This is a genomic window from Lysinibacillus sp. NPDC098008, from assembly GCF_044760715.1.
In the GTDB taxonomy this organism is placed as follows: domain Bacteria; phylum Bacillota; class Bacilli; order Bacillales_A; family Planococcaceae; genus Lysinibacillus.
Window position 1 is genome coordinate 64492 of the sequence record NZ_JBIWBA010000002.1, and the last position, 13332, is coordinate 77823.

13 protein-coding genes are annotated in these 13332 nt (G+C 37.4%); 4 read left to right on the forward strand and 9 right to left on the reverse strand.

Annotation, left to right across the window (positions count from 1 at the left end; genetic code table 11):
* Positions 1-87 precede the first annotated feature (87 nt).
* From ACIQVU_RS02705 to ACIQVU_RS02730, 6 genes are all read right to left on the reverse strand, one after another.
* The gene (locus tag ACIQVU_RS02705; protein ID WP_340804801.1) at positions 88-1755 is read right to left on the reverse strand and encodes a ribonuclease J; all 1668 of its coding nucleotides are present in this window, start codon (positions 1753-1755) and stop codon (positions 88-90) included.
* Between the two features lie 383 nt (positions 1756-2138).
* Complete coding sequence (gene dapA / locus ACIQVU_RS02710; RefSeq protein WP_340804799.1) at positions 2139-3038, reverse strand: 4-hydroxy-tetrahydrodipicolinate synthase; 900 nt, start codon at positions 3036-3038, stop codon at positions 2139-2141.
* Between the two features lie 13 nt (positions 3039-3051).
* Positions 3052-4089, reverse strand: coding sequence for an aspartate-semialdehyde dehydrogenase (locus tag ACIQVU_RS02715; protein WP_340804798.1), 1038 nt, complete (start codon positions 4087-4089; stop codon positions 3052-3054).
* A gap of 82 nt (positions 4090-4171) precedes the next feature.
* Positions 4172-4762, reverse strand: a complete 591-nt coding sequence (locus tag ACIQVU_RS02720; protein ID WP_340804797.1) for a dipicolinate synthase subunit B — start codon at positions 4760-4762, stop codon at positions 4172-4174.
* Positions 4756-5535 carry a dipicolinate synthase gene (locus tag ACIQVU_RS02725; protein WP_402893750.1) on the reverse strand — a complete coding sequence of 260 codons (780 nt, stop codon included), beginning with the start codon at positions 5533-5535 and terminating at the stop codon, positions 4756-4758. The genes ACIQVU_RS02720 and ACIQVU_RS02725 overlap by 7 nt, the downstream gene beginning before the upstream one ends.
* Positions 5536-5544: 9 nt before the next feature.
* Positions 5545-5808 carry a YlmC/YmxH family sporulation protein gene (locus tag ACIQVU_RS02730; RefSeq protein ID WP_004224966.1) on the reverse strand — a complete coding sequence of 88 codons (264 nt, stop codon included), beginning with the start codon at positions 5806-5808 and terminating at the stop codon, positions 5545-5547.
* Positions 5809-5950: 142 nt separating this feature from the next.
* Here ACIQVU_RS02730 and ACIQVU_RS02735 point away from each other — a divergent pair, with 142 nt between their 5' ends.
* From ACIQVU_RS02735 to ACIQVU_RS02750, 4 genes are read left to right on the forward strand one after another with little or no spacing between them, the layout of a single operon-like run.
* Positions 5951-6328: a GntR family transcriptional regulator gene (locus tag ACIQVU_RS02735; RefSeq protein ID WP_004224968.1), complete on the forward strand. Its 378-nt coding sequence runs from the start codon at positions 5951-5953 to the stop codon at positions 6326-6328.
* 1 nt (position 6329) lies between these two features.
* Complete coding sequence (locus ACIQVU_RS02740) at positions 6330-7172, forward strand: ABC transporter ATP-binding protein (protein WP_340804793.1); 843 nt, start codon at positions 6330-6332, stop codon at positions 7170-7172.
* A 2-nt stretch (positions 7173-7174) separates the two neighbouring features.
* Complete coding sequence (locus ACIQVU_RS02745; RefSeq protein ID WP_402893754.1) at positions 7175-7780, forward strand: ABC-2 transporter permease; 606 nt, start codon at positions 7175-7177, stop codon at positions 7778-7780.
* A gap of 26 nt (positions 7781-7806) precedes the next feature.
* Entirely contained in the window at positions 7807-8421 is a 615-nt protein-coding gene (locus tag ACIQVU_RS02750) for an ABC-2 transporter permease (protein ID WP_340804790.1), read from the forward strand.
* Between the two features lie 340 nt (positions 8422-8761).
* On the opposite strand, the gene ACIQVU_RS02755 is transcribed toward ACIQVU_RS02750, so the two are convergent.
* The 3 genes from ACIQVU_RS02755 to ACIQVU_RS02765 form a co-directional block, all read right to left on the reverse strand.
* Entirely contained in the window at positions 8762-9985 is a 1224-nt protein-coding gene (locus tag ACIQVU_RS02755) for a M16 family metallopeptidase (protein WP_340804788.1), read from the reverse strand.
* Between the two features lie 99 nt (positions 9986-10084).
* Positions 10085-12199, reverse strand: coding sequence for a polyribonucleotide nucleotidyltransferase (gene pnp, locus ACIQVU_RS02760; RefSeq protein WP_340804786.1), 2115 nt, complete (start codon positions 12197-12199; stop codon positions 10085-10087).
* Positions 12200-12654: 455 nt separating this feature from the next.
* Complete coding sequence (locus tag ACIQVU_RS02765) at positions 12655-13185, reverse strand: DoxX family protein (RefSeq protein WP_340804784.1); 531 nt, start codon at positions 13183-13185, stop codon at positions 12655-12657.
* Between the last annotated feature and the right edge of the window lie 147 nt (positions 13186-13332).

Here is a 13332-nt window from a genome sequence, read left to right on the forward strand (position 1 = left end):
ATGTAGAACTTCTTGATTTCAAAAAAAGGATTTTCCACCGTAATTGGGAGAAAATCCTTTTTTGCAAAGCTGTGATGATTATCTACATTAATACTCCATAATAATTGGGATAATCATTGGACGACGCTTTGTTTTTTGGAATAAATACGTATTTAATGTATCTCGAATTTCTTGCTTAATATTTGTCCACTCGAATGTATCTTTGCCAACATATTTTTCAATAACATTTTTAGCAATATCTGAAGCCTCAACCATTAATTCTTCTGATTCACGCACATAAACAAAGCCGCGTGATAAGATTTCTGGACCAGATGCAATTTTCTTTTGCGCTCGGTTTAATGTCACAACGACAATAAAAATACCATCTTGTGATAATAGCTTACGATCACGTAGCACAATATTGCCTACATCGCCTACACCAATCCCATCAATTAAAACATTGCCAGCTTGTACACGACCGCTCATACGCATTTTATTATTTTTATATTCAACAATATCCCCTTTATCGGCGATAAATATTTGGGATTTATGCATGCCTAGCTGCTGTGCTAGCTTAGAGTGAGCAATTAACATACGGTACTCACCTTGAACAGGAATAAAATACTTCGGTTGCATTAAGTTAAGCATTAGCTTTAAATCTTCCTGACTACCATGTCCTGATACATGGACATTTTTGCTGGAAGTTAAAATTTCAGCGCCTGCTTTTGAGAGAGCATTCATTGTATTAGCCATTTGCACCTCCATATTTGGAGAAGGTGTAAATGTAATCAATACTGTATCGCCCTGCTTAATTTTAATATCACGGTGATGCTTGCGGACGATTTTTTCTAACGCATCCAGTGGCTCTCCTCTATTACCCGTTGTAATAATAATAATTTCATCATCTTGGTATTTCTGCATTTCCGAAATCGGAATAATTGTTTCCTCATCAACCGTTAAATAACCAAGCTGCACACCTAAATCTACAGCTTTTTCTAAAGGTTTACCAACAATCACTACTTTACGGAATGATTTCTGTGCTTGGGCAAATACTTGTTGAATACGAATAAAGTTGGATGCATAGACAGCTACTAAAATACGACCTGGTGCTGAGTGGAATGTTTTTGATAATTGTTCTTCAATCACAATCTCCGATGTCGTATAACCTGGTCGCTCTGCTTCACACGACTCAGATAATAAAATAAAAACGCCGTCCTCCCCTAATTGTGCCATTTTCGCTAAATCTGGTTTAAATTTACCTGTCGCTGATTGATCGAATTTAAACTCTCCTGTATGAACAATCGCGCCTTCAGATGTATGGAACACTACCCCTAACGAATCGGGAATACTATGTGTTGTGTGGAAGAATGTTACATACGTTGAGTTAAAATTCATACGACTGCGGTTTGTTACTTCAAAAAACTTGACCTGATGTGGTGCAGGCAATTCTTTTAAATGTTCCTTTGCTAAAGCAATTGTTAGTTTCGATCCGTACACAGGAGCCTTTATTTTTTGTAATACATAGGCAATAGAGCCAATTGCATCTTCATGACCATGTGTTAAGAAAATACCTTTTACACGCTCTTTATTTTCTTCCAAATACGCAATATCAGGAATTACGATATCAATCCCAAGCATTTCGTCTTCTGGGAACATTAAACCGCTATCCACCACAAATAGCTCTTCATCAATTTCTACTACGTACATGGCTTTCCCAATTTCGCCTACGCCTCCAAGAGGGATGATGCGAATTAATTCATTTTTCTTTTTTGTCAATTTATTTCCTCCTAAAAATATCCCGAACAGCAACCACTTAACATTTATTATACGGTTTGCACAGCTTTTGCACAAATTAAAAATACATGTTTCACAGTGAAAATAGATTTTCCTGTTAATTTTGATTGCTGGTAGCTGGAAAAACACAGATTGACAGGCATCAACTTTAAAGTTTCGCATCACTGTTATAAGCTTGTGCTTATTTTCATTATGTAAAGTTCATTGATTGAATAACAAAAGACATTGAGCTTCTCAATGCCCTTTGTTAAAAGCTGAATTCGTTCACTTTTCCAAACCTGTTGCTAGGTCAGCCTTCTATATATAAAAAGCTAGCAGAAAATCAGCGTTATAAGCTGATTTTTCTACTAGCCTTATTGCGTGGGTTATCTAAAATTTTTCGCTTTTTCTTGATACGTATCCCAAATGCGGTCAAAGTTTGCCTTTTCTTCATCTGTCATTTCCATCATTGGCAGACGAACATTGAGCGTATCAAAGCCTAACTTTGTCATCGCATATTTAATTGGCGATGGGTTTGGTTGAGCAAACAGCGCACGTACTAGAGGTAATAATGCTCGATGAATTTTGGCTGCTAGCTCATGATTGCCTTCTTCAAACGCTTTAATCATTAACTGCATATCATTGCCAACAACATGGGCTGCTACTGAAATAACACCAGCGCCGCCAATCGCCATCAGCGGTAATGTTAAACCATCATCTCCGCTATACACTAAGAAATCATCAGCAGGATCAACATTTTCAATAATGTCGCCCATCTGATCTAAATTGCCACTTGCTTCCTTAATCCAAGCAATATTAGGAATCTTACTTAAGGCAACAGAAGTTTCATAGGCAACATTCACACCTGTGCGCCCAGGAACATTATAAAGCATCACAGGTAAATTTGTTTGCTTAGCAATTGTTTCAAAGTGGGCATAAATACCTCGTTGATTTGGCTTATTGTAATATGGTGCTACAAGCATAATACCATCTGCACCATTTTCCTCTGCCTTATGTGTCATCATAATGGAATAAGCTGTTTCATTATCTCCTGTCCCTGCAATAACAGGTACTCGACCTGCTACTTTCTCTACAGTAAAACGTACAACCTCGATTTTTTCTTCAGTTGACATTGTTGGGTTTTCAGAGGTCGTACCACAAGCAACGATACAATCTGTACCATTGTCAATTAAATGATTAATAATGCGTTCTAATTCTGGGTAATTAATTGTGCCATCATCTTTAAACGGCGTAATCATAGCCGTTCCAATTCGACCTAAATTCATCCTTACACCCCTCTTATAGTAAGTTATCCTCAAGCATTGCTTCTGCAATTTGGATAGAGTTTAATGCAGCACCTTTTAATAAATTGTCGGAAACAATCCATAAATGGAATCCTTTGCTGTTATCTAAATCTTGACGGATACGTCCTACAAAAGTAGCGTCCTCCCCTTCTGCATAAATTGGCATTGGGTAAGTTTGTGTTGCAATATCATCCTGCAATACTATTCCTGGTGCATGACGTAGTACGTCAAAAATATCTTGCACTGATGCGTCTTTTTCTACTTCAATATAAACAGATTCAGAGTGACCTGAAACAACTGGCACACGAACACAAGTAGCAGCTACATTTAGTTCTGGTGCATGCATAATTTTTTTTGTTTCATTAATCATTTTCATTTCTTCGTATGTAAATCCGTTATCTGTGAATTTATCGATTTGTGGGATGACATTACGAGCGATTGGGTAATGGCGTTGATCACTAGCAGCTGGTAAAATACTTGCTTCTACATTCTTGCCAGCTTCCCAATTAGCACTTTGTGTTTTTAATTCTTGAATAGCAGAAATACCTGCACCTGAAACAGCTTGATATGTTGAAACAAGTACTTTTGTTAAACCAAATGCAGCGCGAATTGGTTCAAGTGCAGCTACCATTTGAATTGTTGAACAGTTTGGATTAGCGATAATGCCTTTATGTTTGGCAAGGTCGCCACGGTTCACTTCAGGTACAACAAGCGGTACTTCTGGGTCCATACGGAAATGACTCGTATTATCAATCACAACTGCCCCACGCTTAGCTGCCTCTGGTGCAAGTGCAGCTGATACGGAACCACCTGCTGAGAATAAAGCGACATTGACGCCTTCAAAAGCTTCAGGTGTCGCTTCTTCAATTGTATATGTTTGACCATTAAATTCGATTGGTTTGCCTGCTGAACGTGCAGAAGCTAAAAATTTAATTGTCCCTATTGGAAATTTACGTTTAATTAATTGCTCCATCATTTTTGAGCCTACTGCCCCTGTTGCTCCAACAACAGCAACTGTTAACTGCTTTGTCATCTATCATCTCTCCTTGAATACAAGTTCCATAATGTGTGCTATTGTATCATAAAAATACTGAAAATTGTGTGTAATCTATAATTTATTTAAAATATTGTATCAAGAGTGGCTGTAATTGCTTTTTTTGCGTAATTGCTGCATGAACAGTTGCTACCATTTGGTCAAAATCAGCAATTAATGAATTCGGTTTGGAGTGTGGGGCATCCTGACCAAATGGGATAAAATAAATATTTTTGGCATTTAATAATTTCATAATATTAATGCCATTTAACCCAAGAGCATCATTTGTTGAAATGCCTAATACAACAGGTGAGCCATTACGTAATGTTGCTTTTGCAGCCATTAATACAGGGCTATCTGTTGCTGCATTGGCAAATTTACTAATGCTATTTCCTGTCATTGGTGCAATGACCATTGCATCTAATGGATTGGATGGTCCAAATGGCTCTGCCTCTTTGATAGAGGAAACGACCTTTTCTCCTGTTAATGCCTCTATTTTTGCCACCCATTCCTCTCCAGTACCAAAGCGTGTAGCAGCATGTAAAACGGAGTGTGTAATAATGGGAATAACGCTTGCTCCTACATCAATAAAATTTTGAATTTTAGGTATAACATCTTCATACGTACAATGGGAGGCTGTAATACCTAGCCCAATTCGTTTTCCCGTTAACAATTTTCTTCCTCCTCTATCGCTTTGCACAATATTTTAGCAGCATCATGTGCAAAGTATTTCCCAGGCAATGATGGTAATAGTACATACGTTTGCAGTTGTTCGGCATCTATATCTAAACAGCCTGGCTCTGATGCTAAATCATATAAAACGGCTGGAACATGCTCCTTAAAGGACTCTGTAATCCATTTAGCTGGAATGGTATTAATAAAAATACTATTATGAATCGACCATTGGCGGTCATCTATGTTTGTTGCTTTATAGCCATATGCTTTTGCTTCACTTATTTGCACAACAGAGCGTGCAACAATATGCACATCGGCTCCCATTTTAACAAGTAAAGAGGCGAGCATTTTGGCGATGCGTCCAAAGCCTGCGATTGTAAAATTTTGTCCGTAAATACATTTTTGCTCGAGTCCGTAAAACGTGGCGATAAATCCCTCCGCTGTTAACCGCGCATTCTGCCAAATAAATGATTCTTGCTGCAAATAGCAAATTGATTTATTTTTTGCTAGTAATTGCTTCCAATGCATAGTTAAACGTCCTGTATAAAATTTCACTTGTGATATACCATAGAGCTGCTCAACTTCTATTTTTAATGGAAGAATAGGTAATACGATTTTATTAGGCTGGAATTCTAAAACAAGTTTATTTAACTCTTCGTTCCATACGGTTGTTCTTTTATAAAATACTGTTCTCGATGGACTTCTTAGCATTGTAGCTAGTTCCTTTAATCGGGAGTCCTCACCGATAACAAGCCATTTTTCGTTTTCCAAAAGCTCACCTCACTGTAAATATTCTGACTGTACTGTAGATGTCTTATTAAATAAAATACGATCTTCACCAATTAAAATAATTTCGTGCCAAGGTATCATTTCACTAACTTTCATTTTCTTTTTTTGGAATGGTAGTTTATCTTTCACAATTTCAAAACCATGTATTTTTCCTGTTTGCACATCTAATAGGCATTCTGTATGTGCCAGGATGCCAAAATGTACGCCACCCTCAATTTGAATTAACTCCTTATCCACCATCTCAGATAGTAGCATGCCTCATCTCCCTCCTTGAGCCGTTACCTCAATATATGCGGACTTTTTGCAAATCGTGACCCCTACCTAAAGTACGAATATGTTGCATTTCCATCGCCTTCTGTATATAGTGTATATATACAGTTATAAGAGGTGATGATTTGTGCATATCCATTTAAGTAATGCGAGTGAAAAACCTATTTATGAGCAAATCACCATACAGCTCAAAGAGGCTATTTTAGCTAATAAATTACAGGCTGGTGATGCACTACCGTCTATCCGCGCTTTAGCAAAGGATTTAAAAATAAGTGTGATGACCACTAAACGTGCCTATGCTGATTTAGAGCGAGATGGTTTCATTGAAACTGTCGCTGGTAAAGGGAGCTTTGTCACAGAACGAAATCAAGACTTTCTACGTGAGGAGCTATTACGGCAAGTAGAGGGGCATTTGCAAAAGGCAGCAAAAATAGCGAAAACCGCTGGACTTTCTAGTGAAGAATTACAAGAACTACTATCTTTAATGTTAGAGGAGGATAAGTAATATGAATGCCATTGAAATTCATGATCTACATAAGGGCTTTGAAGGCTTTTTTCTTAAAGATATAAGTTTTTCCGTCCCTCAAGGCACGGTAATGGGTTTTGTTGGAGAAAACGGGGCTGGCAAATCAACAACGATAAAATGCATGCTGAATTTAATAAAAAAAGAATATGGCGAAATTTTGCTATTTGGCAAAGATCATGTCGAAAACGAACTATCGATAAAAAACGACATCGGCGTTGTATTTGACGATTTACATGTACCAGAAACGCTAAATGCGACGCAACTCGACAAAATCATGAGAAAAGTATTTCAAACATGGGATTCAGACTATTATTTTGAAAGATTAGCTCAATTTAAGGTGCCAAAGAGGAAGAAGATAAAGGAACTATCACGAGGAATGAGGATGAAGCTATCAATTGCCTTAGCATTGGCACATCATCCAAAATTATTGATTTTAGATGAGCCAACAAGTGGATTAGACCCTATTATTCGGGATGAAATTCTGGATTTATTTTTAGCATTTATGCAGGATGAAACGCACAGCATTTTATTTTCTTCGCATATTACAAGCGATTTAGAAAAAATTGCTGACTATATTACGTTAATTCATAATGGTGAGATTTTATTGAGCGAGAGTAAAGATGCTCTATTATATGAATATGGTATTTTCAAAGGTAACAGTGAGGAAGTAAACGACTTGCCAGAGCATGCTATTCTAAGAACCCGTCCTGGTGCGTTTGGAATAGAAGCATTAGTTCTGAAAAATGAAGTAAATGAGGCTTTCAGACTTGAAAGGCCTTCTATAGAAGATATCATGCTATTTTTCGTGAAAGGTAGTGTTTAAATATGGTAGGACTTATCCTAAAAGATTTAATGACCATTCAACGACAAATGAAAGCACAAGCATTTGTTCTTATATTTCTTCTTATGATGGCTATTTTTATGCAGCAAAGCGCAATGCTTCTAGCTGTTATTGTTTTTATTGTTACGATACAAGCGATAACTGCGCTTAGCTACGATGAACAAAGTAAGTGGGATAAATACGCTAATACTTTACCAATTTCTAAAGCAGATATCGTTTTTAGTAAATATATACTTAGTGTGATGTTAATGATTTTCGGACTTGTTATGGCATTACCTATCCTATTTTTTATCAATTTTTTTACCAAAAACGACATCACTTTAGAATTTTTCCTAACGTTTAATTTGATCATAACATCGGCGCTCTGTTTATTAGCCGTATTACTACCTATCTATATTAAATTTGGCTCTATTAAAGGAAGAATAGTCCTCATTGCGTTTTGTTTTATCCCTGGTTTCTTAACGGGGATATTTAAAGAATATATCCCTGATATGACTCAAACGTTTCTATATTTAAAGCAATACGTCTATTTAGCACCTTTGGGCGGGCTAATACTGCTCTGCCTCTCTAGTTTCTACTGCTATTTATAAAAGAAAAGAGTTTTAGGAGGGATCTCATGCGAGCACTGTTGTTACAAAGAATTGTCGTACAAAAATGGACTATTCTTTTTACAATGACGATATGTTTACTTCTTCATTTTGTACATTTACCTTTTGTAGATAGTCCTTCTATCGGATTATTTGTTGTCGTTATTTCTGCCAACATCGTAGATAATTTATATAAAGGCGACCGTCAAGTAAAGTGGACAATGTATGTCAATACGCTACCTCTATTAAAGAAAACACAATTGCAATCCGATTTTTTATTTTGCTATGGCCTTATTGCATTGCTCTTTACTATCCTTGCGCCTATGTATTTCACACAACCTGATGCATCTGAAAATTTTATCGAGCATCTTGCTATGTACTTTGCTTATATAAGTAGCGCCTCTTTACTTATCTGTAGTCAATTTTATATTCAGCATCTTGATGAAACAGAGAGAATGAGAACGGTTAGAATGCTTACAGCTATTGTGCTTATCATTCTGCTAAATTTTGTTATTCATTATTATTTATCACTAGTAGCTGCAAATTTAATTATCTTATTCATACCAACACTGGTTAGTATCCTCATCACTTTTCTTGTGTTTCACAAATGTCTTTATTTATATTTGGCAAAGGAAATTTGCTAAAGCTAAATATTCATCAAAAAATAGGCTGCCTTATTTGGCAGCCTATTTTTAATTGTGTTGAATAGCAAAACAGTCAATTAAAAGGAAATGGATTTCATTGCAGGCTACTTGCTTTCCTATGAGCATGTGCAGAGCGGCTTCCTTCGCTACCTCTCCATTTAGAGAGGGTGACATGTCTCGCTATCCCCGGGAATCAAGTACCTTCCTCGCCAGTTTAATAAAGTGTTACCTTTTGGGTAAAGGTTTTATGGAGGGCTGTTGTCACTTATCCACATTGAAAATAAATGCCAATCTCCTATCTAATAATAGCTTGAACAAATGCTATCTTATTAAAATATCTTTATTCGCTAGGACCTATGATTGAGATAGCTGGTTCTGCTTTTAAAATTTTAGCAATCAGCCGATCCACTGACTCCATCGATACGGCATCTATCGATTTAAGAACCTCGTCTACAGTTCGATGCTTGCGATGGACAAGTTCACTTGTTCCATTGCGATTCATACGAGCACCTGTCCCCTCTAAGCCAAGGACAAAGCTGCCTTTAAGCTGCTCTTTTGCATTATCAAGCTCCTCCTCTGTAACACCACCTGCTACAATATCTAGTAAAGTGGCATCAATGGTATGCTGAAGCTGTGCTAATTGCTGTCGACTCGTACTACCATAAATCGTAAAAGCACCTACATCGGCATAACATGATTGATAGGAAAAAATAGAATAGGCTAGCCCTCGTTCCTCACGCACCTCTTGAAACAGTCGTGAGCTCATATTACCACCGATAATGCTATTTAGCGCAATAAAGCTATACATGTCAGGGTCCTTTACACCAATTGCTGGATAGGAAATCGCTAGGTGTGCTTGCTCTGTATCACGTATTTTCATAATTTCCCCTGCATGAAACGTCGGATATGTTAATACTGGCTCAATAGCAAGCGGTGAAGGCTTGTAGTGCCCAAAGAGCTGTTCAATCGTTGCAAGAAGCTGTGGTGAGATATTGCCTGCAACAGAAATAACAACAGACTCAGGACCATAATGCTTTGCCATATACTGTCGTATTGTTGCTGCTGTAAATGTTTTTAATGTAGCAGCTGTACCTAAAATTGGACGACCAAGTGCATCATTTGGATACATCACGCTCCATAGCTTTTCATGCACATCGTCATCAGGGGCATCTTCGCTCATTAATATTTCCTCTAATACAACTTGTCGCTCTTTTTCCAATTCTTCTTCGGCAAATGTAGAGTTAAAAAACATATCTGCTAATATCGTCATCGCAAGCTCTGCATGATGGTCTAAAACCTTGGCATAATAACATGTATTTTCTTTCGAGGTAAAAGCATTAAGCTCTCCGCCAATTCGATCAAACTCTTCTGCAATTTGCCGTGCTGAGCGAGTTGCTGTTCCTTTAAACAGCATATGTTCAATAAAATGTGTAATACCATTCTCTTCAGGCAGCTCATAGCGAGAGCCTGCATTGACAAAAATACCTAAAGCTACAGACCTTACATAATCAATTTGCTCCGACACAATTCGCACACCATTTGGGCATGTATGTACTTGAACCAAAAAATCTCCCCCACTTCTATCTTTCTCTCTTTCTTGTAAACATAAGTATTTTATAGGATTGAAAAAGACTGCGCACTATACGCAGCCTTTCCATTATTATTATTTGCCTTGTGCAGCGCGCTCTTTTTCCTCTTGTACAACTACTTTACGAGATAAATTCACACGACCTTGCTTATCAATTTCAATCACTTTGACAAGTAATTCATCACCAAGCTTTAAAACATCCTCAACTTGCTTTGTACGTTCCTCTTGGATTTCAGAAATGTGTAGCAAGCCATCTTTGCCTGGGAAGATTTCACAAAACGCACCGAATTTTTCAATACGCTTCACTGTTGCTAGGTAGTATTCGCCTTCTTTTGCTTCACGTACAATATCTTCAATAATTTGTTTTGCGCGTGCATTCATTGCTTCATCAGCAGAAGAAATATAGATTGTACCATCTTGTTCTGTATCTATCTTTACGCCTGTTTCTTCAATAATTTTATTAATTTGTTTACCGCCAGGTCCGATTACATCGCGGATTTTATCTGGATTAATTTTTACAATAACGATTTTTGGCGCAAACTCAGATAATTTTTGACGTGGTTCTGATAGTGTTGCAAGCATTGACTCTAAAATATGCATACGTCCTACTTTAGCCTGTGTTAGTGCTTCTTCTAAAATATTGCGAGATAACCCATCAATTTTAATATCCATTTGTAGAGCTGTTACACCTTTAGCTGTACCGGCAACTTTAAAGTCCATATCACCTAAATGGTCTTCCATTCCTTGAATATCCGTTAAAATGGAGTAATGCTCACCTTTTTTAATAAGACCCATTGCGATACCTGCTACTGGTGCTTTTAATGGAACACCTGCATCCATCATCGCTAATGTTGATGCACAGATGGAAGCCTGAGATGTAGAACCGTTTGATTCCAATACCTCTGATACACAGCGGATTGTATATGGGAACTCAGATTCATCTGGAATAACCGCTTCAAGCGCACGCTCACCTAAAGCACCGTGACCAATTTCACGACGACCTGGTCCACGGATTGGGCCTGTTTCCCCTACAGAAAATTGCGGGAAGTTATAATGGTGCATAAAGCGTTTTGATTCTTCTACACCTAAACCATCAATAATTTGTACATCACCAAGTGCCCCTAGTGTACAAATTGATAATGCTTGTGTTTGTCCACGTGTAAATAGTGCCGAACCATGCGTACGTTGTAATAAGCCAGTTTCAGATGAAAGTGGTCGAATTTCATCGAGCTTACGACCATCAGGACGAATTTTGTCCTCTGTAATTTGACGACGTACCTCGTCTTTTACCATCTTATCGAGAATCGTATACACTTGCTTCATTGTTTCTTCGTCTGCTTCTTGCTCTTCATAGGAAGCAACCACACGATCTTTTACTGCTTGAATCGCCTCATCACGTGCATGCTTCTCAGCCGTTTGAATTGCATCATGCATATCCGCTTCACAAACTGCTTTTATATCTGCTTGAATCGCTTCATCAATTTCAAATAATGTCACTGGTAGCTTTTCTTTACCTACCTCTGCTGCAATTTGCTCTTGGAAGGCAATGATTTTTTTAATTTCCTCATGACCAAACATAATTGCCTCTAACATTGTTTCTTCTGGCACTTCAAGCGCACCAGCCTCAACCATGTTAATCGCATCTTTGTTACCTGCTACAGATAAGTGAATTGTTGATTGGTTAGATTGCTCCACTGTTGGGTTTACAATAAACTCCCCATCAATATAGCCAACTTGTACACCTGCTATTGGCCCGTTAAATGGAATATCTGAAATTGCTAATGCTAATGATGAACCAACCATTGCTGCCATTTCAGAAGTACAATTAGGGTCATTTGACATGACCATCGAAATGACTTGTACTTCATTACGGAAGCCATCTGGGAACATCGGGCGAATTGGACGGTCAATTAAGCGGCTTGCTAAAATTGCCTTTTCAGAAGGGCGTCCTTCACGTTTAATAAAGCCGCCAGGAATTTTACCTGCAGCATATAGACGTTCTTCATAGTTAACTGTTAATGGGAAGAAATCAAGTGGTTTTGGTGATTTTGACATTGTTGCTGTAGCAAGTACAGAAGTATCGCCATAACGGACTAATACGGCTCCATTTGCTTGTTTTGCTAACTGTCCAACTTCAATAACAAGTGGACGGCCAGCCCATTCGTAGGAATAGACTTTCTTTTCGTTCATTTAATGAACCCCTCTCTATTATAAAACACTTACTTCGTCTGTATGTACTAATAGTAAGTGTACCAAAAATGCTTGTTCTATGCTAAAAAATATTTTATAAACTAATCATACAGTTAAATTCAGTTATTGCCAATTTATTTAAGATTTATTTCGACATTTTATCGAAAACATTTTTACCCTAGCAATAACCTTTTTTACTCCATTATTTTTCAAGTGCAAATTTATCCAATACTATCATTATACCACGGATACTCACTTAATCGTCCAAAGAATATTTATAGTGATGCATATATTTTACTGTTGCACATTGGGAGTGCAAATACAACCTGCCTCAATAATTTGATTTTAGCGTCTTGCAAAACAGTAAGAGCAAGGGGCATCCACGCTTAAAAATCCTATACACGATAAAAATCCCCCTGTCATTATTTTGACAGAGGGGTTTGAGTTGAGCTATGCTATGTATTTTTAGAGATAGCTTTTGTTGAAGTGTCATTTATATTTGCTATTTTTAGTTCTTCTCTAAATAATGGTATCACGAAGCGGTCTAGTCCAAATTTACCTGCATTATAGCCTGCAGCTGCAATAAAGATAGCTAATAAAATATCCCAAGGATTACTGGATATTGTGCCTGCTAGTAAAAATGCAAAGTTCATAACCATGCCGAAAAATGCTGCATATGTTGTTAAACAGCCAAGAATCAGCCCTAGCCCTACTAAAACCTCTCCCCAAGGAATTAAAATATTAATAAGCTGTGCATTAGGTACAGCAAATGCCTCAATAAATTTTACATATAACGGATACATTAATTCGCCACTGCTACCACTTGTTACGGGATTTTCCACCGCATTTATCAAAAAGCCAGTTGCATCAAAATCATTGACTACCTTTCCCCACCCTGCTGTTAGCCAATGCCATCCTAAGTAAATACGAATAACTGTTAATACGCCAGCAACAATTGTGTTTTCTCGTAACAGTTTATTAAACATACAACTCACCCTTTTCTCTTGACAATGTTATTGAAAGCAACTTCTTTTATACTCAATCATTGTTTTAGATCAATCGTCGCATGACTTTTGTCTAAACAATACGATGTGATTAAAATATATCACCGTTGTATTTCGTATAAATCTTTT

Excerpts from the sequence above, each read along its gene's own strand:
- dapA (WP_340804799.1), bottom strand. The coding sequence starts at position 3,038 with ATGAATTTAGGTCGAATTGGAACGGCTATGATTACGCCGTTTAAAGAT.
- ACIQVU_RS02715 (WP_340804798.1), bottom strand. The coding sequence starts at position 4,089 with ATGACAAAGCAGTTAACAGTTGCTGTTGTTGGAGCAACAGGGGCAGTA.
- ACIQVU_RS02730 (WP_004224966.1), bottom strand. The coding sequence starts at position 5,808 with ATGCTACTATCTGAGATGGTGGATAAGGAGTTAATTCAAATTGAGGGT.
- ACIQVU_RS02740 (WP_340804793.1), top strand. The coding sequence starts at position 6,330 with ATGAATGCCATTGAAATTCATGATCTACATAAGGGCTTTGAAGGCTTT.
- ACIQVU_RS02745 (WP_402893754.1), top strand. The coding sequence starts at position 7,175 with ATGGTAGGACTTATCCTAAAAGATTTAATGACCATTCAACGACAAATG.
- ACIQVU_RS02750 (WP_340804790.1), top strand. The coding sequence starts at position 7,807 with ATGCGAGCACTGTTGTTACAAAGAATTGTCGTACAAAAATGGACTATT.
- pnp (WP_340804786.1), bottom strand. The coding sequence starts at position 12,199 with ATGAACGAAAAGAAAGTCTATTCCTACGAATGGGCTGGCCGTCCACTT.
- ACIQVU_RS02765 (WP_340804784.1), bottom strand. The coding sequence starts at position 13,185 with ATGTTTAATAAACTGTTACGAGAAAACACAATTGTTGCTGGCGTATTA.